The 21,186-nt window shown below is 66.5% G+C and carries 20 protein-coding genes and 1 riboswitch; of the genes, 8 read left to right on the forward strand and 12 right to left on the reverse strand.

Annotation, left to right across the window (positions count from 1 at the left end):
* Nucleotides 1–148: 148 nt before the first annotated feature.
* Together gcvT and gcvP are read right to left on the reverse strand one after the other, a co-directional pair.
* Nucleotides 149–1,276 carry a glycine cleavage system aminomethyltransferase GcvT gene (gcvT, locus tag QNO10_RS13700; RefSeq protein ID WP_229946228.1) on the reverse strand — a complete coding sequence of 376 codons (1,128 nt, stop codon included), beginning with the start codon at nt 1,274–1,276 and terminating at the stop codon, nt 149–151.
* Between the two features lie 13 nt (nt 1,277–1,289).
* Nucleotides 1,290–4,142: an aminomethyl-transferring glycine dehydrogenase gene (gcvP, locus tag QNO10_RS13705; protein ID WP_229946226.1), complete on the reverse strand. Its 2,853-nt coding sequence runs from the start codon at nt 4,140–4,142 to the stop codon at nt 1,290–1,292.
* Nucleotides 4,143–4,292: 150 nt separating this feature from the next.
* A riboswitch (glycine riboswitch) is annotated at nt 4,293–4,399 on the reverse strand.
* Between the two features lie 286 nt (nt 4,400–4,685).
* Between gcvP and cycA the strand changes: the two genes are divergently transcribed.
* Nucleotides 4,686–6,173, forward strand: a complete 1,488-nt coding sequence (cycA, locus tag QNO10_RS13710) for a D-serine/D-alanine/glycine transporter (protein ID WP_229946224.1) — start codon at nt 4,686–4,688, stop codon at nt 6,171–6,173.
* 22 nt (nt 6,174–6,195) lie between these two features.
* Here cycA and QNO10_RS13715 read toward each other — a convergent pair whose 3' ends face one another.
* From QNO10_RS13715 to QNO10_RS13735, 5 genes are read right to left on the reverse strand one after another with little or no spacing between them, the layout of a single operon-like run.
* Nucleotides 6,196–6,819, reverse strand: a complete 624-nt coding sequence (locus tag QNO10_RS13715) for an Asp23/Gls24 family envelope stress response protein (protein WP_229946222.1) — start codon at nt 6,817–6,819, stop codon at nt 6,196–6,198.
* A 48-nt stretch (nt 6,820–6,867) separates the two neighbouring features.
* Nucleotides 6,868–7,482: a DUF6286 domain-containing protein gene (locus tag QNO10_RS13720; protein ID WP_229946220.1), complete on the reverse strand. Its 615-nt coding sequence runs from the start codon at nt 7,480–7,482 to the stop codon at nt 6,868–6,870.
* Entirely contained in the window at nt 7,479–7,880 is a 402-nt protein-coding gene (locus QNO10_RS13725; protein WP_229946218.1) for an Asp23/Gls24 family envelope stress response protein, read from the reverse strand. Before QNO10_RS13725 ends, QNO10_RS13720 begins: the two co-directional genes overlap by 4 nt.
* Nucleotides 7,877–8,056 (reverse strand): hypothetical protein, encoded by a 180-nt coding sequence (locus QNO10_RS13730; protein WP_229946216.1) that lies wholly within the window; start codon nt 8,054–8,056, stop codon nt 7,877–7,879. The genes QNO10_RS13725 and QNO10_RS13730 overlap by 4 nt, the downstream gene beginning before the upstream one ends.
* A 30-nt stretch (nt 8,057–8,086) precedes the next feature.
* Entirely contained in the window at nt 8,087–8,665 is a 579-nt protein-coding gene (locus QNO10_RS13735) for an Asp23/Gls24 family envelope stress response protein (protein WP_229946214.1), read from the reverse strand.
* Between the two features lie 229 nt (nt 8,666–8,894).
* Here QNO10_RS13735 and QNO10_RS13740 point away from each other — a divergent pair, with 229 nt between their 5' ends.
* Nucleotides 8,895–9,536, forward strand: coding sequence for an RNA polymerase sigma factor (locus QNO10_RS13740; protein ID WP_229946211.1), 642 nt, complete (start codon nt 8,895–8,897; stop codon nt 9,534–9,536).
* A 117-nt stretch (nt 9,537–9,653) separates the two neighbouring features.
* On the forward strand, nt 9,654–11,252 hold the full coding sequence (aceB, locus tag QNO10_RS13745) for a malate synthase A (protein ID WP_229946209.1): 1,599 nt from the start codon (nt 9,654–9,656) through the stop codon (nt 11,250–11,252).
* On the opposite strand, the gene QNO10_RS13750 is transcribed toward aceB, so the two are convergent.
* Nucleotides 11,242–12,384 (reverse strand): alcohol dehydrogenase catalytic domain-containing protein, encoded by a 1,143-nt coding sequence (locus QNO10_RS13750; protein ID WP_229946207.1) that lies wholly within the window; start codon nt 12,382–12,384, stop codon nt 11,242–11,244. The two genes, aceB and QNO10_RS13750, sit on opposite strands and share 11 nt — an antisense overlap.
* A 173-nt stretch (nt 12,385–12,557) precedes the next feature.
* Between QNO10_RS13750 and QNO10_RS13755 the strand changes: the two genes are divergently transcribed.
* Together QNO10_RS13755 and ald are read left to right on the forward strand one after the other, a co-directional pair.
* Nucleotides 12,558–13,016: a helix-turn-helix domain-containing protein gene (locus tag QNO10_RS13755; protein ID WP_229946204.1), complete on the forward strand. Its 459-nt coding sequence runs from the start codon at nt 12,558–12,560 to the stop codon at nt 13,014–13,016.
* A 121-nt stretch (nt 13,017–13,137) separates the two neighbouring features.
* A complete protein-coding gene (gene ald / locus QNO10_RS13760) occupies nt 13,138–14,256 on the forward strand; it encodes an alanine dehydrogenase (RefSeq protein WP_229946202.1) in 1,119 nt (372 codons plus the stop codon).
* A gap of 68 nt (nt 14,257–14,324) precedes the next feature.
* Here ald and QNO10_RS13765 read toward each other — a convergent pair whose 3' ends face one another.
* Nucleotides 14,325–14,921: a TetR/AcrR family transcriptional regulator gene (locus QNO10_RS13765; RefSeq protein WP_229946200.1), complete on the reverse strand. Its 597-nt coding sequence runs from the start codon at nt 14,919–14,921 to the stop codon at nt 14,325–14,327.
* Between the two features lie 111 nt (nt 14,922–15,032).
* Between QNO10_RS13765 and QNO10_RS13770 the strand changes: the two genes are divergently transcribed.
* A complete protein-coding gene (locus QNO10_RS13770; RefSeq protein ID WP_229946660.1) occupies nt 15,033–15,593 on the forward strand; it encodes an NADPH-dependent FMN reductase in 561 nt (186 codons plus the stop codon).
* Nucleotides 15,594–15,738: 145 nt separating this feature from the next.
* Here the strand turns inward: QNO10_RS13770 and QNO10_RS13775 are convergent, their stop codons facing one another.
* Entirely contained in the window at nt 15,739–15,927 is a 189-nt protein-coding gene (locus QNO10_RS13775; protein ID WP_229946194.1) for a hypothetical protein, read from the reverse strand.
* A gap of 30 nt (nt 15,928–15,957) precedes the next feature.
* Entirely contained in the window at nt 15,958–16,917 is a 960-nt protein-coding gene (locus QNO10_RS13780) for a lantibiotic dehydratase C-terminal domain-containing protein (protein WP_229946193.1), read from the reverse strand.
* A gap of 470 nt (nt 16,918–17,387) precedes the next feature.
* Here QNO10_RS13780 and QNO10_RS13785 point away from each other — a divergent pair, with 470 nt between their 5' ends.
* Nucleotides 17,388–18,356 (forward strand): helix-turn-helix transcriptional regulator, encoded by a 969-nt coding sequence (locus QNO10_RS13785; protein WP_229946192.1) that lies wholly within the window; start codon nt 17,388–17,390, stop codon nt 18,354–18,356.
* Nucleotides 18,357–18,419: 63 nt separating this feature from the next.
* Entirely contained in the window at nt 18,420–19,718 is a 1,299-nt protein-coding gene (locus QNO10_RS13790) for an aminotransferase-like domain-containing protein (protein ID WP_229946190.1), read from the forward strand.
* Between the two features lie 7 nt (nt 19,719–19,725).
* On the opposite strand, the gene QNO10_RS13795 is transcribed toward QNO10_RS13790, so the two are convergent.
* A complete protein-coding gene (locus tag QNO10_RS13795; RefSeq protein ID WP_229946189.1) occupies nt 19,726–21,177 on the reverse strand; it encodes a dihydrolipoamide acetyltransferase family protein in 1,452 nt (483 codons plus the stop codon).
* Nucleotides 21,178–21,186: the final 9 nt, after the last annotated feature.

Genomic DNA, 21,186 nt, shown 5'->3' on the forward strand with positions numbered 1-21,186 from the left:
CGATGCGGGGCTACACGAACGCCGCGCCGCACGCACCGTTCGCGGCCTCAGAAAGGTGCTCACCTACACACGTGAGCCGCTCTCTGCGCCCGGCCACGGCGTCACCCCGCGCCGCCGTCACAAGAATCTTTGGTCTTTCGTTTACTACTTACTGCTTACTGCGCCGATAGAACGGAAGTTCCACAACCGTGAACTGCTCCTGCTTGCCGCGGAGGTCGACAGAGAGTTCCGTGCCGGGGGCCGCGAATCCCGTATCTACGTAGGCGAGGGCGATGGGATAGCCGAGGGTGGGGCTGGGAGCGCCGGAGGTGACTTCGCCGATGACTGTTTCGCTGTCGCTGAGCACCGGGTAGTGGGAGCGGGCGGAACGGCGGCCGGAACCCTTCAGGCCCACCAGCTTCCGGGCCGGACCGGCTTCCTTAAGGGCTTCGAGAGCGGAACGGCCCACAAAGTTGCCCTCCTTGGAAAGCGCGACGACGGGTCCCAGACCTGCGGCGTACGGGTCCGTATCCAAGGTGAGTTCGTTGCCGTACAGGGGCATGCCCGCTTCCAGGCGGAGCGAATCACGGCAGGCCAGACCAGCGGGAATCAACCCCCGGCCCTCCCCCGCAGCGAGCAGCGCGGTCCAGAGGGCCGCTGCACCGTCGTTGGGAACGTAGATCTCGAAACCGTCCTCGCCGGTGTACCCGGTGCGGGCCACGAGCAGGTCCAGCGTCCGCTCCCCCGCCCGGACGCCAACGGTGGCGGCCGCGTAGTACTTCATGCCCGTGACCACCTCCTGCTGGCCGGCGGCGACCAGATCCAGGAGAATCGCTTCGGCCACAGGTCCCTGCACGGCCACCAGCGAGGTTTCCGCTGAAATGTTGTTAACCGTGACGTCAAAACCCTCGGCGCGGGCCGCCAGTTCGGCCGCCACAGTATCCGCGTTGCCCGCGTTGGGCACCACCAGGTAGGCATCGTCGGCGAGGCGGTAGCTGATCAGGTCATCGATGATCCCGCCGTCGTTGTTGGTGATCAGCGAATACTTCGCACGTCCCTCCTTCACTGCGGAGAGCTTCCCGACCAGGGCGTAGTCCAGGAACGCTGCGGCGTGGGGTCCGGCGACCTCCACTTCGCCCATGTGGGAGAGGTCGAACAGTCCGGCGGCACTGCGGACGGCCTTATGCTCGGCCAGTTCGGAGCTGTATTTGAGGGGCATCTGCCAGCCGCCGAAGTCGGTGAAGGAGGCGCCCAGCTGTTTATGTGCCTCGTAGAGGGCGGTGTACTTCTCAGTCATAGGAATGGTCCCTCTAGTTTTCGAAGTCTTCGATGGGCGGGCAGGAGCAAATCAGGTTCCGGTCGCCGGCTGCACCGTCAATGCGGCCGACCGGCGGGAAGTACTTGTCCTGGCGCAGGCTGCGCAGCGGGAACGCGGCCTGTTCACGGGGGTAGGCGCGGTCCCACTCGTTGGCGGCCACGACGACGGCGGTGTGCGGGGCGTTGCGCAGCGGGCTGCCCTCGAGGGAAAAGTCCCCGGCCGCAACCTGGTCGATTTCTGCGCGGATGGCGATCATCGCATCAATGAACCGGTCGATCTCGCCCAGGTCCTCGGACTCAGTGGGTTCCACCATCAGGGTGCCGGCCACCGGGAAGGACAGCGTGGGCGCGTGGAAGCCGTAATCCACCAGGCGCTTGGCCACGTCCTCGGCGGTGACGCCGGTCTTCGCGGTGAGCCCGCGCAGGTCCAGGATGCACTCGTGAGCCACCAGTCCGCCCTTGCCCGTGTACAGCACCGGGAAGTATTCGTTCAGGCGGGCAGCCACGTAGTTCGCGGCCAGCAGGGCGTGCTTGGTGGCGCTGGTCATCCCCTCGCCGCCCATCAGGCTGACATAGGCCCAGGAGATGGGCAGCACGCCGGCGGAACCGAAGCGGGACGCGGAGACCGGAATGTCCTCGCCGTCGGTCCAGGTGGCGGCGTCGCCGGGCATAAACGGTGCCAGGTGTGCCTTGGCCGCCACGGGGCCAACGCCGGGACCGCCGCCGCCGTGCGGGATGCAGAAGGTCTTGTGCAGGTTCAGGTGGGACACGTCGCCGCCGAATTCGCCCGGCTGGGCCAGTCCGACCAGGGCGTTGAGGTTGGCGCCGTCAATGTAGACCTGGCCGCCGGCCTCGTGGATGGCGTCGCAGACGTCGCGGACGTCGTCGTCGAACACGCCGTGGGTGGAGGGGTAGGTGATCATGATCGCGGCGAGGTTGTCGCGGTGCGCGTCGATCTTGGCGCGCAGGTCCGCGTGGTCGATGGCGCCGTCGTCGGCGGTGGCCACGACCACCACCTTCATGCCGGCCAGGACAGCGGAGGCAGCGTTGGTGCCGTGCGCCGACGCCGGGATCAGGCAGACGGTGCGCTGCTCATCCCCGCGGGAGTGGTGGTAGCCGCGGATCGCCAGCAGGCCGGCCAGTTCGCCCTGGGAGCCGGCGTTGGGCTGGATGGACACGGTGTCGTAGCCGGTGATGACCGCCAGCTTCTCTTCCAGGTCCGCGATCAGTTCCCGCCAGCCCTCGGTCTGGGAATCCGGGGCGAAGGGGTGGATGGAGGCGAACTCGGGCCAGGTCATGGCCTGCATTTCGGCGGTCGCGTTGAGCTTCATGGTGCAGGAGCCCAGCGGGATCATGGTGCGGTCCAGGGCCAGGTCGCGGTCGGAGAGGCGGCGCAGGTAACGCAGCATCTGGGTTTCGGAGCGGTAGGAGGAGAACACGGGGTGCGTCATGAACTCCGAGGTGCGCAGCAAACCGGCCGGCAGGTCGAATCCATCCGCAGCTTCCGCCGGGGCGGCACCGAACGCGGCGGCGACGTCGGCGATCACTGCCGGCGTCGTTGTTTCATCGGCGGAGATCCCCACGGTGTCGGCGTCGATCCGGCGCAGGTTGATGCCCTTCGCCTCCGCGGCGGCAATGACCTCCGCGGCGCGGCCGGGCACGCGGGCGGTCACGGTGTCGAAGAAGGCGTCGTGCAGCAGGTCGACGCCGGCGCCCCGCAGCGCGGTGGCCAGCGTCCGGGCGGAGTCGTGGGCGCGGCGGGCAATCGCCGTCAGGCCTTCGGGGCCGTGGTAGACGGCGTACATAGAGGCCACGATGGCCAGCAGCGCCTGGGCGGTGCAGATGTTGGAGGTCGCCTTTTCCCGGCGGATGTGCTGCTCGCGGGTCTGTAGGGCCAGGCGGTACGCAGGGGTGCCGGCCGAATCCTTGGAGACGCCCACGAGGCGACCGGGCAGCGACCGTTCCAGGCCCTTGCGGACCGCCATGTACGCGGCATGCGGGCCGCCGTAGAACAGCGGAACCCCGAAGCGCTGCACGGAGCCAACGGCGATGTCCGCGCCCTGCTCGCCCGGAGGGGTGATGAGCGTGAGGGCCAGCAGATCGGCAGCCACGGTGACCAGCGCGCCGCGTTCCTTGGCGTCGGCAATGAGCTGCGTCTGGTCGCGGACCACACCGGAGGCGCCGGGCTGCTGCAGGACGACGCCGGCCAGCTCGCCGTCCGGGAGACCCCCGGCAAGGTCGGCCGTGATGACCTCAAAACCGAGCGCCTTCGCGCGGCCCTTCACGACGGCGATGGTCTGCGGGAACAGTTCGGCGTCCAGCACAATGGCGCCATTGCCTTTGGACTTATTAGACCGGCGCATCAGCAGCACCGCTTCGGCCACCGCGGTGGCTTCGTCGAGCAGCGAGGCGTTGGCGATGGGCAGGGCGGTGAGGTCCTGGACCATGGTCTGGAAGTTCAGCAGCGCTTCCAGCCTGCCCTGGGAAATCTCGGGCTGGTACGGGGTGTAGGCGGTATACCAGGCCGGATCCTCCACGACATTGCGCAGGATCACGGGCGGGGTATGCGTGCCGTAGTAGCCCTGGCCGATCATCTGCACGGCCGTCTTGTTTTTTCCGGCAATCCTGCGGAGGGCGGCGAGGGTTTCTTCTTCGCTCTTCGCCGGGTCCAGGACCAGCGGGAAGTTCTGGCGGATGGCGGCGGGGACGGCCATGTCCACCAGTCCATCGAGGGAGTCGTAGCCGACGGCCTTGAGCATGGTCTCGGCGGCATTGGCGCGGGCACCAATGTGCCGGTCCACGAAGGATGCTGCGGCGGAGGCGGCGGAGGACGGTTCTACAGGCATGAGGGGCTCCAGGAAAGGCAGACGGGGGTACGCCCACAAATGGACGGCTCCTCCCCGCTCTGTATTGGACCTGAGAGTTTCCGCGGGTGTACTTCCGCTTGCACCGTCGGTGAGTTCCGGGCGCCGCCCGGCACTGCTTTCCAGAGTTGCCTCGCTGTGGCGGTACGGGGGCCTGAGAGATTCCCGGGGAGGGTTTGCTCCTACGGCGCCCGGCGGATGCTGATGCGCATCCGGCGGGACTCTCCCGCCACGGCTGATAAAGGCATATTCAATTGGGCACTGCTGGTGTGACAGGGCCAACTTTAGCCTGCACCCGGTACCGCCTCAACCCCCTGACACGCCCGGCCGCGGGGCTCCCTCGGGGCGGAAGAAGGAAAGCCCTGTGGCGGGTGTGACGTGCAACGTCACACCGGTGAAATTTGACGGCGCCCGTCGGCGGCTTCCAAACTGAAATGTCGGCGGCAGCGCCAACGGTACTGCCTTCCGGGGCGGAATAGGCGGGTGCGGCGGAGCTGCCGGCAGGTGCCTATATGAAGGAATTCGATGTCTGAGCGCAGAACCCGTCCACCAGGCGGCACTGCTCCCGCGCCGCAAAACGCCGCGGAGGAACCCCACCTCGCCCGCTCCCTCTCCAGCCGGCACATCCAGCTGCTGGCCATTGGCGGCGCCATCGGCACCGGACTGTTCATGGGGTCCGGCAAGACCATCTCCGCGGCCGGACCGTCGGTGATCTTCGTCTACGCGATCATCGGCTTTATGCTCTTCTTCGTTATGCGGGCCATGGGCGAACTGCTGCTCTCCAACCTCAGCTACAAGTCCTTTACCGACTTTTCGGCGGACCTGCTGGGCCCGTGGGCCGGTTTCTTCACCGGCTGGACCTATTGGTTCTGCTGGGTGGTCACGGGTATTGCGGATGTGGTGGCGATTGCCCACTACGTCACCTTCTGGTGGCCCAACGCGCCCCTCTGGATACCGGCACTCGCCTGCATCCTGCTCCTGCTGGCGCTGAACCTGCCCACCGTCAAGGCCTTCGGCGAAACCGAATTCTGGTTCGCCCTGATCAAGATCGTCGCCATCCTGACCCTCATCGTGGTGGGCCTGGTGATGGTCCTGACCGGCTTCACGCACGGCGATGGGGTCACGGCCGGCTTCAGCAACCTCTGGGAACACGGCGGCTTCTTCCCCACCGGTCCCATGGGCTTTGTGGCCGGATTCCAGATTGCCGTGTTCGCCTTCGTTGGCATTGAACTGGTGGGCACCGCTGCAGCCGAGACCAAGGACCCGGAAAAGAACCTCCCCCGGGCGGTGAACTCGATTCCCATCCGCGTCCTGCTCTTCTACGTAGGCGCACTGGTGGTGCTTATGGCCGTTATCCCCTGGGACGAATTCAGCGCCGATGAGAGTCCCTTCGTTGGCATGTTCACCCTGGCCGGGCTCGGCACCGCCGCGGCAATCGTGAACTTCGTGGTGCTGACCTCCGCCGCTTCATCGGCCAACTCCGGGATATATTCCACGTCGCGTATGGTTTTCGGCCTGGCGCACGACGGCGATGCCCCCCGCCCGTTCGGCCGCCTTTCCCGGCGGAAGGTTCCACAGAACGCCCTGTTCTTCTCCTGCACCTTCCTGCTGGCCGGCGTCGTGCTGTTGTACGCCGGCGAGTCCGTCAGCGCCGCCTTCACCCTCGTGAGCACCATTTCCGCGCTGTGCTTCATGTTCGTCTGGTCCATCATCCTGGTCAGTTACCTGGTGTACCGGAAGCGCCGTCCGCAGCTGCACGAGGCTTCGACCTTCAGGCTGCCCGGCGGCGTCGTTATGGCCTACGTGGTTCTGGCATTCTTCGCGTTCATCCTGTGGACGCTGACCACCAATGCGGACACCCTGCAGGCGCTGCTGGTAACCCCCATCTGGTTCGCCCTGCTCGGCATCGTCTATGCCGTCCTGCGGCGCACCCCGCTGCATCAGGCCCGGGTTGCGGCGTACCGGGCCGAGACCGCCCGCGAGCGTGCCGAGCTGGCGGCAGGGCAACCGTAACGGCTGCCCTGATAGACAACCGTTAATAGACAACCGTTCCCCGGGAGCTGACCGCAGCGCCTCCACCCGGAGCGCCTGCCTTGCTGCTGGCATCGATTTCCAGGCCGAAGGTATTCAGGGGCACCTCCAGGGTGGACACCAGGTGCGGCACCACATCCTGCTGGATCCGGGCAATCACCCCCTGCACGTCGGCGTCGGAATTGACCGTCACCTTCATGGCCAGGTCCGGATCGTCAGCGGTGCCGCGCAGCCGCACGGATGAGCCCACTACTCCGGGCAGCCTTTCCGTCTCATGGCTGACGGCCGCCGCCAGCACCTGGGGATCGCACACGGTGATGCCGTGCACCGGGTCTTCCTGCAGCCGGAACACTCCTGCCGCCCGGGTCCACGGGATCTGGACCACGAGCCACCAGAGTCCCAGGATGCCGAGGATCACCCCCGCCAGCAGCACCGCCCACGGCGCGTAGTCCCCAGCCAAAAGGCCCGAAGAATCGGACAACACCCGGTCCGACTGTGCGGGGCTGCCGCTGATCAAACGGCCCAGCCACCCGGCGGCAATGAGCAGCGCCAGCGCCCCGGCGGCAAGGAAAAGGAGCCCGAGGATAATCAGCCAGGTCCGGTTGGCTCTTCCTGAATAGTGCCTCATTGCCGCTCCGTTTCCTGTTCATCGCCCGCTGCCGGCCGTCCGGCGTCGTCAATCCCGCATCCGGATCGTGGCGGTGACTACCGGCACCGGATCCAGCCCGGTGGCTGCGAGGCGCGAGCGCACCCCGTCCACCACCCAGTGCTCAAGGTCCGAGGTGCCATGCAGGGCCGTGGACACCTCCAGATGGACCTTACGTGCGGAAGCCGTCGCCGAGGCCGACGCCACCCCGTCAATGTGGTTACAGGTGGATGCCGCCAGCCGGGCAACCGCACGCCGGCTCATCACCACGGTTTCCCCGCCCCGGACCGACGGGACACCGCCGGATTCCCCTGCCCCGGGCAGCCCCGGCATATTCACCGGCTTCGCCCGCAGCGGCAGCGTGGAGAACTCACCCGGGATCATGGCGCACAACAGCAACACCAGCCCAATCAGCAGCAGCACCACGGCGCCGGTCCAGCCCCGGGTACTGTTCCAGCCGGTCTCACCGAGCCAACGCAGCGGTTCGGTGACGAACGGGGGCCAGCTTCCCTGCACCAGGCGCGCGATGGCGCCCCACACCAGCCCGACACCCAGGGCGAGCAGAAGGACTGCGGAAATGGCCGCGGGAACGGACCGGCTGGGCCGGCGCCGCATGGACACCGGCGGCGGGGTTTTCGCTGTCATTGCAGCTTCCTCCGGCCGCGTTTCTCCCGCTGCGGCGGCTTCAGCCAGGACACGGTAATGTCCACCTGCTTCACCTGCACCCCGGTCAGGGCCGTCACCCGCTCGGTGATGCGCCGGCGCAGCTGTTCGGTGGCCTGCCGCAGCGGCATCGGATAGGGAAGGCCGACGGTGACCTTGAGGCTTGCGGCGTTGCCGGCCAGTTCCACTGTGGCATCCGGGCGTGCCGAGAGGTCGGCCCGCGTGCCGATGCCCAGGAATCCTCCCGAGCTCCCGCCCGCAAACGTTTCGTCCCGGGCCACCTGGCTTGCTGTTTTCTCCAGCACCCGGCGGGCCAGGACCGTTTCGCCTCGGTCATTAACATCGGCCGCCGGATGCAGCGGTGCCGGGGAAATGCTCATCGGCTTGACGCTTTACCGAGCATTCCCTGAACGTCCACCTTCCCGTCCGCCACCAGCCCCACCAGCAGGCCGATCAGGCCGAACAGGACCGTGATGAGGAAAGCCAGCCACCCACCAAAGGCCAGTACGATTCCCAGCGCCAGCCCGATTACCAGACACCACCGCGTTGCGGACATGGAGTCCTCCTTTTGGTTCTAGAAGTGCCTTTACTCCAGGGACTTGGACGGCCTGGAGTCCGACTGGTCGTCCTGGTCATCGCTCTCATCCGGCAGATGGACGTCGGTGACATTCACATTCACTTCCAGCACTTCCAGCCCGGTGGCGTTCTCCACCGACCGGATGACGTTACGCCGGATGCCCTGGCTCACCTCCACCACGGAATAGCCGTACTCCACCACGATGCTCACGTCGATGGCGGCCTGCCGTTCACCCTTTTCCACCGTGACGCCGTTGCTGACATTGGTCTGCGAACCCGGAATCCGTTCAGTCATGGAGCTGAACGCCCGTCTGGCCGCATTGCCCATCGCGTGCACGCCCGGAACCTCCCGGGTGGCCATTCCGGCCAGCTTCTGCACCACGGTTTCCTCAATGGTGGTATCGCCCCTGGGCGTCTGCAGCGGCCCGCCCCTTTGCCGGGTGTCGGCCGACGGCGACCCCTGGCCCGAGCCCTCTACGCTCTGCTTGCTCGGGCCGCCCTGCATGCTTTGGCCACCCTGCATACTCTGGCCGCCCTGCGAACGGGCCGTAGCGGACGTAGCCCCCGCTGTCTCTGATGGATCTGCCATGGGAAATCATCTCCTGCATTCATTGCGGCTTCACCGCGCACGTCCCTTACAGACTTAAAGACGGACGCTGCCCGGAATCGTCACGGTGAAACCATAAGTTCGGGCATCTTCCCCCTGGACCGGGGCCGGGTTATTCCGCCGGGTCTGCGGCTCTGGGAAAATATGCCGAAGGAAAATGCGGCGAAGGAGTGCTCTAGGTCCGGTCGCTTCCGGACGGGACAGGGACACCATGGCAGGGCTTGCACCGGCGGCACCGAACGGCAGCGATCCCCAGCGCAGCTGTTCCGCAGACAGGCAGTCCCCTGAGGCTGCGCTGGTTGCACTCGCCCGGGAAGGGGACCTGCCCGCCTTCGAGTACCTCGTGGCCATGTACCAGCGGCGGCTGTTCCGGCTGGCGTACCGCATGCTTCGGGACCGCGGGGAGGCCGAGGACGTCGTCCAGGACACGCTTACCGCCGGATGGCGGCAGCTCCCGGACCTGAAGCGGGAGGACGCCTTCGGCAGCTGGGTGTACCGGACGGCCACCAACCGCTGCCTGGATGTGCTGCGGCACCGTTCCGCCCACCCCCAGGACCTCCCCGGAGCCGATCCCCTGGCCGACGCGGCCGCCGGCACGGACGGACCGGACCGGCAGCCGGTCCAGGGATCGGATCCGCACCACACGGCAGAGGTCGCGGCGGAACTGGACGCCCTCCGGCGGGCCCTCGCCCTGCTCCCCGCGGACCAGCGCGCCTGCTGGCTGCTGCGCGAAGTGCATGGCCAAAGCTATGCGGAGATCGGTGCCGCCCTACGCATCACTCCGCAGGCGGTGCGGGGCCGGCTGGCCCGTGCCCGCGAGCGCCTGTCGGCAGCTATGACGGAGTGGCGCTAACGCCCTTGTTGTTCCACTGGGCTGACAATAATATCTCCGATACGGAAAAGGTTTCGGGGATCACTTTTGGGGATCACCCTTGACTGTCCACCCGGATTGCCCACAGGGAGAATCATTATGGCCATTGAAGTAACAGACCTCTCGCCCGCCGAAGGATCGGAGCACATCCTGACGCCGGCGGCGCTGGAATTCATCGAGGAACTCCACCGCCGCTTCCGGAGCGTCCGGGACGAACGCCTTGCTGCCCGTTCCATCCGCCGGCAGGAGGCCGCATCCACCGGCCGGCTGGATTTCCTCCCCGAGACCACCGATATCCGCAACGGGGACTGGAAGGTGGCCGAAGCGCCCTCCGCCCTGCAGGACCGCCGGGTGGAAATGACCGGCCCTGCCTCGCCCGCCAAGATGGCCATCAACGCGCTCAACTCCGGCGCCAAGGTCTGGTTGGCGGACCTTGAGGATGCCTGCACCCCCACCTGGCACAACGTGGTGGATTCACAGGTGAACCTTTACCGTGCGGCACGCAGCGAGCTGTCCTTCACCTCCCCCGAGGGCAAGGAATACTCACTGCGCACGGATACGCCGCTCGCCGTCGTCGTGATGCGTCCGCGCGGCTGGCACCTGCCGGAAAAGCACGTGGTGATCGACGGCGAACCTGCCGTGGGCGCACTAGTGGACTTCGGCCTGCACTTCTTCGCCAACGCCCGGCAACTGCTGGACAACGGGCAGGGACCGTATTACTACCTGCCCAAGATGGAAAGCCATCTGGAAGCCCGCCTCTGGAACGATGTCTTCACCTTCGCCGAGGACTACGTGGGTGTGCCCCAGGGTTCCGTCCGTGCCACCGTCCTGATCGAGACCATTCCGGCCGCGTTCGAAATGGAGGAAATCCTCTACGAACTGCGGGACCATGCCTCGGGGCTGAACGCCGGGCGCTGGGATTACCTGTTCAGCATGATCAAGGTCTTCCGCGACGCCGGGAAGGACTACCTGCTGCCGGACCGGGCCGATGTCTCCATGACCGCACCCTTCATGCGCGCCTACACCGAACTGCTCGTGAAGACCTGCCACCGGCGCGGGGCCTTTGCCATGGGCGGCATGGCGGCCTTCATCCCCAACCGGCGCGAGCCCGAGGTGACGGCAGCCGCCCTGGCGAAAGTGAAGGATGACAAAACCCGTGAGGCCGGCGACGGTTTTGACGGTTCCTGGGTGGCCCACCCCGATCTGGTGCCCGTCTGCCGGGAGGTCTTCGACGACGTCCTGGGCGACAAGCCGAACCAGGTGGACCGGCAGCGTGAAGACGTCTCCGTCACTGCCACCGACCTGCTCGATGTCAGCACTGCCGAAGGGTCCATCACGGAGGCCGGGCTGCGGTCCAACCTGTACGTGGCCATCTACTACGTGGCCATCTGGCTCTCCGGCAACGGTGCCGTGGCCATCCGGAACCTGATGGAGGACGCCGCCACGGCGGAGATTTCCCGGTCGCAGGTCTGGCAGCAGGTGCGGAACAACGTGGTGCTCGAAGACACCGGCGAGACCGTCACGGAAGAGCTGGTCAGCCGGATCCTGGCCGAGGAAACGGAGCGGCTGCGCGGGGAGGTGTCCGCGGATATGTTCACCGGCTACTTCGAGCCGGCCAGCCGCATCATCGGGGAGATCTGCCTCTCCAAGGACTACACCGATTTCCTGACGTTGCCGGCGTACGAACTCATTGACTAGCGGGACTGTCGAAGCGGATCACCTGGCGGATGGCCTGGCCGTCCGCCAGGGTGTCCATGGCCGCATTGATGTCTTCCAGTGCGATGGTGGCGGACACTAATTCCTCCACCGGCAGCTTCCCCTCCCGCCACAACTGGGCGTAGACGGGAATGTCCCGGTCAGGGACGGCCGATCCCAGGTAGCTGCCGATGATGGTGCGTGCCTCCGCGGTGAGCGTCAGCGGCGCAATTTCGGCGGTCTGGTCCGGTGCTGGCAGTCCAACAGTGACCGTGGTGCCGCCCGGGGCGGTAATCCGCACGGCGGTTTCGAACGCGCGGGGATGCCCTGCCGCTTCGATCACGAGCGCGGGCCGGATGCCGGCGTCGAGCGCCTCCTGCGGGGTGTAGACCGCGTCGGCGCCGAGTTCGCGTGCACGGGCCAGCTTCTCCGGCAGCGCATCGATGCCGATCACGCTGCGCACGTCCAGGGACAGGGCCGTCAGCAACGCGGCCATCCCGACGCCGCCCAACCCAACAATGGCGACGTCGTCATCCTTGCCGGGGCGTGCAGGGTTCAGCACCGCGCCGCCTCCGGTCAGCACGGCGCAGCCCAGCAGGGCGGCCACGTGCGGGGGTATGTCGTCATCCACCGGCACCACGGATCTGCGGTTGACGACGGCGTGCGTGGCGAAGCCGGAGACCCCCAGATGGTGCCGCACTTCTTCGCCGTCGGCACCGTGCAGGCGTATCCCGCCCCCGAGCAGCGTCCCGGCATTGTTGGCAGCGGATCCGGGGATGCAGGGCATCTTGCCCCCGGTGCGGCAGCCGGCACATTCCCCGCAGCGGGGCAGGAAAGCCATCACCACGCGCTGGCCGACGGCGAGGTCCGCCACGCCCTCACCCAGTTCCTCCACCTTTCCCGCAGCCTCATGCCCAAGCAGCATGGGCAGCGGCCGGACCCGGCTGCCGTTCACCACCGACAGGTCAGAATGGCACAGGCTCGCGGCCTCGATGCGCACCAGGATTTCGCCCGGCCCCGGCGGGTCCAGCTGGAGATCCTGGACCACCACCGGCCGGGAATCCGCATATGGCCGCGGGGCGCCAATGGTCTGCAGGACCGCGCCTCTGATCGACCTGGTGCTGTGGGTACCCATGAACTCTCCCTCGAGTAACGTCGAACCGTTTCCGGTCCGGGCCGGCTTTTCTCCACGACAGCCCTATTCCACCATGCCTGTGCTGCACCGTTCCGGCGGTGGCCCAGGCATCTTTACCCGTGCCGCCCCGCGTTTCCGTGCGCCATGGCCGATTACTTTGGCAAGATGAGGGCATGAGTGAGAGTTCCAGGACCGTACCGGCACTGCCGGACAAAGACACCCTTGCATTGAAGCGTGCGCTGGCCGCCGGTGACGTCACCGTCTTCGTGGACGGCACGGCTCTGCGCCTGCCCGAGGGCGCCCGGGACGCGGTGCTGGACCTGCTCTCCCGCCTCGCGGAGGGCAACCCGGTGACGGTCTCCTCGGCGGCGCCCGCGCCGATGGACCCGCCGCTTCCCGCCGGGCCCGTGCCGCTGCTGACCACTTCCCAGGCGGCTGCCGCCGCCGGCATCTCCCACACCTACCTGCGGAACCTGACGGATGCCGGGATCATCCCGGTTCAATACCGGGGTTCGCACCGCCGCATCCGGATGGAAGACGTGCAGTCCTGGCTTGAATCCCAGCAGGCCGCCAGGGCTGCCAAGGCGGCAGGCGACGCCGGCGGGAACTCCGCGGACTCCCCGGGCGCCTGACACCCGCCAGCCCGCCGGGAAAGTTGCTCCGACGGGGCCTGCCAGCCGGTGTGGCTGGCATCTATGCTGGGGCTGTGTCGGCGGAAACCCCGCCGTCTGAACCTACTGACGGAGCACTACTGTGATCATCGGTATCCCCAAGGAAATCAAGAACAATGAATTCCGAGTAGCAATAACCGCTTCGGGTGTGCATGAACTGCGTACCCACGGCCATCAGGTGCTGGTACAAAGTGGTGCCGGCACCGGATCGAACATCACGGACGCGGAATACGCCGCGGCCGGCGCGCAGATCCTGAACTCAGCCGACGACGTCTGGTCCCAGGCCGCCATGATCCTCAAGGTGAAGGAACCCGTTGCCGCTGAATACCGGCATTTCCGTCCGGGCCTGATCCTTTTCACTTACCTGCACCTGGCCGCAGAGCCGGAACTGACCTCAGCACTGCTGGAACGCGGCGTCACCGCCATTGCCTATGAAACCGTTCAGCGCGGCCGCACCCTCCCCCTGCTGGCACCCATGTCCGAGGTTGCCGGCCGGCTGTCGGTCCAGGTGGGGGCTCAGTCTCTGATGGCGCCCGCCGGCGGACCCGGCCTACTGCTCGGCGGCGTCCCGGGCGTTCGGCCTGCCAAGGTGGTGGTGCTGGGCGCCGGTGTCGCCGGGACCAACGCGGCGGCTGCCGCCGTCGGCGCCCATGCCGACGTCACGGTCATGGACATCAACATTGACCGGCTGAGGGAACTCGACGAGCTGTACGCCGGCCGGATCAAGACAGTGGCTTCCAACGCGTTCGAGATTGACCGGGCCATCGTGGATGCGGACCTCGTGATCGGCTCGGTGCTGGTTCCAGGCGCCCGCGCACCGAAGCTCGTCACCAATGACATGGTCTCGCGGATGAAACCGGGAAGCGTGCTGGTGGACATTGCGGTGGACCAGGGCGGCTGCTTTGAAGACAGCCATCCGACCACGCACGAAGATCCCACTTTCCGTGTGCACGGTTCGCTGTTCTACTGCGTGGCCAACATGCCCGGGGCGGTCCCCAATACGTCCACTTACGCCTTGACCAATGTGACGCTGCCCTACGCGGTGGCGCTGGCCAATCTGGGTGTGGCCGATGCCTTTGAGAAATACCCGGATCTGGCGCAAGGGCTCAATATTGCCGGCGGCCGTGTCACCCATTCCTCCGTGTCAGCCGCGCACGGACTCGAACTGGCCACGGATTGGCCGGACCTGGTGACCTTGTAGCCATTACAGAGCTGCCGCGTCTGCCCGGCCCGCCCGCAAGCGGGCCGGGCAGTTCCTTTTCCGCATGCTCAGGTGCCCTGAACCCGCATCACCCCGTCCACCAGTTCCTCCCAGCCCTTCCTCAAGCGCGGCAGGCTCATGCCTTCGGCTCCGTGCAGGTGGAGGAGCAGGCCGGCATCCAGGAAGGCCGTCAGCTGGTAGGCGGCGAGTTCCGGATCGGGGACGGAACCGGGCTGGCGGAGCAGCCCGGCCAGGTGTTGGCGGGTAAGGATGTGCGACGGGTGCTGGTAGCGGCTCCGGGGGTCGACGTCGGCCGCCCGGGCCAGTTCGCCGTTTACCTCCAGCGATGCGAGCCGGGCCATGCCGAAGGCCTGCAGCCGGTCCCTAGGCGGGGCTCCCGGTCCCAGCGGGGGCGGCCCGGAAAGGTAGGCCTTCCGGAAATCCTGCTCCGCGTGGTCCAGGAGCTCCTGCATCAGCCCGGCGCGCGATCCGAAGCGGCGGAAAACTGTTCCCTTGCCCACCCGGGCACGGCCGGCAAGGGCATCCATCGTCAGGGCATCGGCACCACCGGCGGCCACGAGTTCCATGGCGGCTTCCATCAGGCGGCGGTGGTTCCGGGCGGCGTCGTCCCGCAGGCCCGTCTGTGATGGTCCTCTCCCGGTCATGCCGGAAAGTCTAGCCCCGCGGGGAATAAAATCGGACTGTAGTCCGCTTAAGCCACTAAGAAGAATCCGTGCTCGTGCCCTTCAAGCGGCACGACCAAGACAGGAGTTCCAATTTTGAGCACCACCATCCTGACCCTCGTCGGCAGCCTCCGCGCCGGTTCCATTAACCGCCAGCTCGCCGAAGCCGCCGCAGCTGGAGCTCCGGAGGGCGTCGAGGTGAAGGTCTTTGACGGGTTGGGCGACATTCCGTTCTACAACGAGGACATTGATGTGGAAGGGCAGGTCCCCGAGGCCGCCCAGACACTGCGCGACGCGGCCGCTGCCTCAGACGGCCTGCTGCTGATCAGCCCCGAATACAACGGCACCATGCCGGCCGTCCTCAAGAACGCCATCGACTGGCTGTCCCGCCCCTTCGGCGCCGGTGCCATTTCCGGGATGCCGACCGCCGTGATCGGTTCCGCCTTCGGCCAGTACGGCGGCGTCTGGGCGCAGGACGATGCGCGTAAGTCGGTCGGCATTGCCGGTGCCCGCGTGGTTGAGGAAGTCCGCTTGGCCATCGGCGGTTCCGTCACGCGCTACGCCGGTATCCACCCGCAGGAGGATCCCGATACCGTTGCCCAGCTCGGCGAAGCAGTCCGCGTCCTTGCGGAAGCCTCGGTCTCCGTAGCCTAGGCAACCGCCGGCAGGAGTGCCGGCATCAGTGCCGGCAGAAAAGAGGGGCGGACCGTTACCGGTCCGTCCCTCTTCTGCGTTTCGTGGCTTTGCGTTTCGTGGCTTTACGTCTCTCGTCTTCGCGTTCCCGCCTTTGCGTTCCCCGCTAGTACCAAACCTCGTCCGCCCAGGCTGCGTCCCGCAGGTACTCGCGGGCGGGTCCTACGTTCCAAGCTTCGCCGTAGGGTGCCAGGACGCCGCTGGTTTTCAGGTCGGCCAGGACGTCTTCCGAACAGCCCAGGACCGAGCCGAGTTCCAACGCGTCGGTTACGACTACTTCTTCGTGATCGGCCACCGGATGGGCCCCCTTCCCATTAGTGCGCCGTCAGCGCTTATCGAGCAGAACCGATTCCCGTTCCGGACTCCAGGTCCGTGCATACAGTCCCATGGCCGCTTCCTCGCGAAGGCTCAGACCCAGGCGGTTCAAAAGCATATGCGCCTGATAGACCGTCAAATGCTGGGCGCTTCGGCTGAGCCGCGCCTTGTCGGCCCGGTACAGATAGGTATCGATTCCGCGGAACCAACGGCGCCGCCAGTTTTCCACGGCAGATTCTGCTGCGGTCGCCGCCATTAGCCGGTGGGTGGGCATCACCTTGGCGCCCACCTGGACTGTCATGGCCTGCCGCACCCCGGCCGCCCGCGGCCCGAACCCTGCCGTGCAGCTGCGCAGGTGGCTGTCCCAGTAGTAGTCCCAGGAGAGTCGGCGGCGGTCCGGCCAGGCCGAGGCGCGCGGTCCCTTCATCATGCTCCTGGCCGCATCGAACAGCAGGAGCGAGCCAAGCGCCCAGCGGTTCTGGACCTTGGGGAAACGTGCAGTGGCCCAAGTGGCCAAATCGGAGGAGAGTTCAAAAACCTCTTCAGCGAGGGAAAGTCCTTCCACCCCGCCGTACTTGGCGAGATCCGCCTCGACCCGGGGGTCCTGGGGTTCCGCGCCACCGGGGCTGAGCCGGTCCGTGGCGGGTTCGGTGATCTGTTGGCTGGTCTCAAGGTGCCCGATGACACCGCTCGACTGGTCCTGCAGGGCCACCAACAGTGACTGCAGCCGGTCCAGGGTGTTCGTCGTGGCCAGCACCCGCAGTTTCACGTGTGCGTGGGCGGGGTCCGAGCAGCGGGTGTAGTACCAGCGCTGCGCCCCCAGGACCTGTGCCTGAGCTGCCAGCGGGGTAACCAGTTCTCCGACGATGCCGTCCGCTACATCGAAGCCCCCTGTATGAATGGAGAGCGACCACCAATGAGTGCCCGGTTGCGTCCGTGAGGCTGGTCGAACTGCAGCTAGCTGGCTCATATGCGTCTTTCCCCTCGGGGTATGGTTACCGCCGCCGGCGGCCTTGCATTGTTTTGTCTACGTATCTTTGGCCCCTTGGGGGCCCTCAGTTAGAACCAATCCCAGCTCTTCATGATTGCTATCCCCCTTGGGTCTCAGGCTGTTGCTCAGCCGGCGCCTTGATTTGACTCCGAAAGCTTCCCCCGCCGTCGCAGGGCCTGTAAATAGCCTCCGGTGCCCGGTTCCTGACATGTCCGGATGTGGACCCGGAGGTACCGGGCTGTGGCCGGAGCCGAGGTGAAATCGGCCCGGCGCAGGAGATTTGCGCGGGAGCGGTGCCCTACCGGCGAAGTTGGCATTAACCTGTCATGACCTGCAATCCAAAGTGTGTTGCAGACACAAAACACATTTGCCACACGCGGACCGGAAACAGGACCCGCTGGGTAGTGTAGCGGTGGGTGCTTCAGCTGATGCTTTTGAAAGGATTCGCCGTGCTGTCTCAGGTTTCGCTCGACGTTTACCGTTTTGCCGTAAGCCGTCCGGGGTGGACGGCCGGAGAGGCTTCCGAGGCGCTGGGGTACACGAGCCGGGCCATCGATACCGCAATTGGGGAATTGACTACGCGCTGCCTCCTGCTCAAGCAGTCCGACGACTGCCCGAGCTACATCGCGGTGTCCCCGGATGTGGCCCTCGCCGAACTGGTTGATCCGGATGAACGTGCCCTCCTGGAGCTGCGGGGCAGGATCTATGCCCGCCGGAGGGAGATGGCCGCATTGACGCCGGCCTACACCGAAGCACGTAAGCGTCTGGCCGCCGATGCCTCGGTGGAAGTGGTGGAGGACCAGGAAAAGGTCCAGCGGGTGCTGATCGAGTACGGGCGAAGCGCCACCGACCGGGTCCTCATCGCGCGTCCGGGGCATGGCGCCAATGCCGACATCCATGAGGAAAGCGTGCAGAAGGACCTTGACCTCCTGCGCAGCGGCGTCCGGCGGCAGACCCTGTACCACGCCAGCACCCGGGACCACGTGCCCACCCGCAAGGCTGTCGAGACCATCACCGCGGCCGGGGGGCAGTTCCGCACCCTTCCGTACATGCCGCTGCGGACCCTGATTTTTGATGAAAAAGTGGCAGTGGTTGCCCGCGAGCTGTATCCCGGCGATGTGGCGGGCCTGGTGGTCCGGGATCCGAACCTGATCCGGATCTTCGGGCTCCTTTTCGAGTTCGCCTGGGGCCTTGCGGAACCATACCTGTCCGACAATCCCGGCGGCGAAGGCCTCACGAGCACACAGCGCTCTGTCCTCACGGCACTGGCGTCCGGCTATTCGGACGAGGCCATTGCCCGCCGGGTGGGAATCAGCGTCCGGACGTGCCGCCGCCATATTGCCTGGATGCTGGAGGAACTGGGCGCCGAGAGCCGGTTCCAGGCGGGAATCAAGGCGCATAAGGCCGGGTGGATCTAGGAACCGGTACTGCCCTCAGATGTACTGGACAGCCGGTGCCTGCCGGGGAAGGTGCGGGCTAGCATGGCTGCCATGACCCCCGAGGAATTCGCCGTCGAACTACCCGTGAACACCATGGCCGCGCTGGAGCGTGCTGCGGGTTCACACCGTCATGAAGTCCTGTTCTCCAACCGCGCCTTCCACATCAAACAGTCCGCCGTGCGGGACGTCTTCGATATTTCCATCCGTCCCGGCCTGATTTCCCTGGCCGGAGGCAGCCCCGACCTGCGTTCACTCCCCCTGGCGGAACTGGGCCGCACGGCCCAGCAGATCATTGCGGAACACGGACTGGAGGCACTGCAGTACGGCGGCGGGCAGGGCATGGAAGAGCTGCGGAGACAGGCATGCGAGGTCATGGCTGCGGAGGGAATCCTCGACGCCGATCCCGCGGACATCGTCATCACCACCGGGTCGCAGTCCGCGCAGGATGTTGCCGCCAAAGTTTTCTGCGATCCCGGCGATGTCATCCTCTGCGAGGACCCTACCTATGTGGGTGCACTGAATGCCTTCGAGGCCTACGAGGTGGACGTGCGCACCGTCCCCATGGACGACGGCGGCCTGGTTCCGGAGGCGCTCGAGCGGCGGATCCGCGAAGTGCGTGCCGAAGGCAAAACCATCAAGCTGCTCTACACCATTCCAAGTTTCAACAATCCAAGCGGTATTACGCTCACCGCCGGACGGCGCCAGGAAGTTGTCGGGATCTGCCGGCGGAACAACATCCTGGTCCTCGAGGACAATCCCTACGGGCTGCTGCGGTTCGACGGCGAACCGCTGGCACCGATGCGGGCGGAAAACCCGCACGACGTGCTGTATCTGGGCTCGTTTTCCAAGATTTTCGCCCCCGGTGTCCGGCTGGGCTGGGCGCTGGTTCCCCGCCACCTGTACCGGCGTTTCTACCTCGCCTGCGAGGCCGTTGTCCTCTGCCCCTCGCCGTTGACCCAGATGCTGGTTTCGGCCTATCTGCGGGACTACGACTGGAGGGGCCACATCCGCACTTCCCGCAGCCGCTATGCCGAGCGGTGCGCCGCGATGCTGGCAGCACTGCAGGAACACCTGCCGGAGGGCGTCACCTGGACCCGGCCGGACGGCGGATTCTTCGTCTGGGTGACGCTCCCCGAGGGTGTGGACACCTATCCCCTGCTGTATGAAGCCATCAATGCCGGCACGGTGTTCATCCCGGGTGCGGCCTTCACCCCCGGCGAGCAGCAGTCAAACAAACTGCGCCTGGCTTTCAGCTCCGTCTCCCCGGAGGACATTTCCGAAGGCGTGCGCCGGCTCGCACCGGTCCTGCGTGCCGCCGTCGGCGCCGTCAAGGTGCGCTGAGCAGGCGTCAGTCCAGCAGCAGCGCCGGTTCTTCCAGGATGGCGGCAACGTCGGCCATGAAGCGTGCCGACAGGTCGCCGTCGACCACGCGGTGGTCGAAGGAACCACCGAGCGTCGTGATCCAGCGCGGCACAACCTCGCCGTTGACCACCCAGGGCTTCTGCTTAATGGTGCCAAACGCGACGATGGCCACTTCGCCGGGATTGATGATCGGGGTGCCCGTGTCGATGCCGAGCGAACCGATATTCGTGACCGTCAGCGTGCCGCCCCGCATGTCAGCCGGGGGCGTCCGGCCCTCCCGTGCGGTTGCCGCCAGGGTGTTGAGGGCGATCGCCAGTTCCTTCAGCGAGAGCTCGTGGGCGTCCTTGATGTTGGGCACCATCAACCCGCGCGGGGTGGCTGCCGCAATGCCGAGGTTCATGAAGTGCTTGACCAGGATCTCCTCCCCGGCCCAGGTGGCGTTGACGGACGGGTTCCGTGCCGCCGCCCAGATAACGGCCTTCGCAAGGATCAGCAGCGGGGAGACCTTAATGCCGTCAAAGTCCTTCGACGTCTTCAGCCGCTTCACGAACTCCATGGTCCGGGAAGCATCCACGTCCACGAAGATGCTGACGTGCGGTGCGCTGAAGGCGCTTTCAACCATGGCCTTTGCCGTGGCTCGGCGCACTCCCCTGACCGGGATGCGTTCAATGCGCGAGTCCTCCGCTCCGGCGCCCGGCGCCCAGAATTCCCCGGCCGAATCGCGCTCGGCCTCGCGCTGCGCCTGGTAGCTGATCAGGTCCTGCTTGGTCACTTCGCCGCTGGCTCCGGTGGCGGTGACGTCCGCGAGGTTGATGCCCAGGTCCTTTGCGGCCTTCCGCACCGGGGGCTTGGCCAGCACGCGCTGGATCAGCCGGTTGACCCGGTCGGAGACAGCGGCGGTTCCGGACGACGCCGGGGCGGGCGCGGTTTCCGGGGTAGTGGGCCGGACGGGTTCCGGGGCTGGTTCTGCCGCAGGTGCCGGGACGGGTGCCGGTTTGACGATGCGTTCCGGTTTCGCGGACACCTGGGCATCGGCCGCGGCGGGCCGGCGCAGGCGGCGGCGCACTGCATCCGGTTTGGGACCGGTACCGGTCAACGAAGCTGCCGGAGCTTCCGTTTCCGCGGCGGGCGCCGAGGCTTCTTCCGCTTCCGCGGCGGGCGCCTTGGCTTCTTCCGCCTTCGGCGCGCCGGCGCCGCCGTCGACCGTCACGCTGATGATGGCCGTCCCGACGTCGACCGTTTCCCCTTCGGCAACCAGCAGCGAAGACACCGTGCCGGCATACGGCGAAGGAAGCTCGACCAGCGATTTCGCCGTTTCGATTTCCACGATCACGTCGTTGACGGCAACCGTGTCGCCCGGCTGAACCTTCCACTGCACAATGTCGGCTTCGGTCAGGCCTTCGCCCACGTCCGGCAGGCGGAATGTCTTTTCAGTCATGGCTTCTCT

The organism is Arthrobacter sp. zg-Y919 (assembly GCF_030142045.1).
GTDB lineage: Bacteria > Actinomycetota > Actinomycetes > Actinomycetales > Micrococcaceae > Arthrobacter_B.

What these genes read in the sequence shown, in the direction of transcription:
- QNO10_RS13720 (WP_229946220.1), bottom strand. Translation starts at nt 7,482, where the DNA reads ATGACAGCGAAAACCCCGCCGCCGGTGTCCATGCGGCGCCGGCCCAGC.
- QNO10_RS13725 (WP_229946218.1), bottom strand. Translation starts at nt 7,880, where the DNA reads ATGAGCATTTCCCCGGCACCGCTGCATCCGGCGGCCGATGTTAATGAC.
- QNO10_RS13740 (WP_229946211.1), top strand. Translation starts at nt 8,895, where the DNA reads ATGGCAGGGCTTGCACCGGCGGCACCGAACGGCAGCGATCCCCAGCGC.
- QNO10_RS13750 (WP_229946207.1), bottom strand. Translation starts at nt 12,384, where the DNA reads ATGGGTACCCACAGCACCAGGTCGATCAGAGGCGCGGTCCTGCAGACC.
- QNO10_RS13790 (WP_229946190.1), top strand. Translation starts at nt 18,420, where the DNA reads ATGGCTGCCATGACCCCCGAGGAATTCGCCGTCGAACTACCCGTGAAC.
- QNO10_RS13795 (WP_229946189.1), bottom strand. Translation starts at nt 21,177, where the DNA reads ATGACTGAAAAGACATTCCGCCTGCCGGACGTGGGCGAAGGCCTGACC.
- gcvT (WP_229946228.1), bottom strand. Translation starts at nt 1,276, where the DNA reads ATGACTGAGAAGTACACCGCCCTCTACGAGGCACATAAACAGCTGGGC.
- gcvP (WP_229946226.1), bottom strand. Translation starts at nt 4,142, where the DNA reads ATGCCTGTAGAACCGTCCTCCGCCGCCTCCGCCGCAGCATCCTTCGTG.
- cycA (WP_229946224.1), top strand. Translation starts at nt 4,686, where the DNA reads ATGTCTGAGCGCAGAACCCGTCCACCAGGCGGCACTGCTCCCGCGCCG.
- aceB (WP_229946209.1), top strand. Translation starts at nt 9,654, where the DNA reads ATGGCCATTGAAGTAACAGACCTCTCGCCCGCCGAAGGATCGGAGCAC.
- QNO10_RS13765 (WP_229946200.1), bottom strand. Translation starts at nt 14,921, where the DNA reads ATGACCGGGAGAGGACCATCACAGACGGGCCTGCGGGACGACGCCGCC.
- QNO10_RS13730 (WP_229946216.1), bottom strand. Translation starts at nt 8,056, where the DNA reads ATGTCCGCAACGCGGTGGTGTCTGGTAATCGGGCTGGCGCTGGGAATC.
- QNO10_RS13780 (WP_229946193.1), bottom strand. Translation starts at nt 16,917, where the DNA reads ATGAGCCAGCTAGCTGCAGTTCGACCAGCCTCACGGACGCAACCGGGC.
- QNO10_RS13755 (WP_229946204.1), top strand. Translation starts at nt 12,558, where the DNA reads ATGAGTGAGAGTTCCAGGACCGTACCGGCACTGCCGGACAAAGACACC.
- QNO10_RS13715 (WP_229946222.1), bottom strand. Translation starts at nt 6,819, where the DNA reads ATGAGGCACTATTCAGGAAGAGCCAACCGGACCTGGCTGATTATCCTC.
- QNO10_RS13735 (WP_229946214.1), bottom strand. Translation starts at nt 8,665, where the DNA reads ATGGCAGATCCATCAGAGACAGCGGGGGCTACGTCCGCTACGGCCCGT.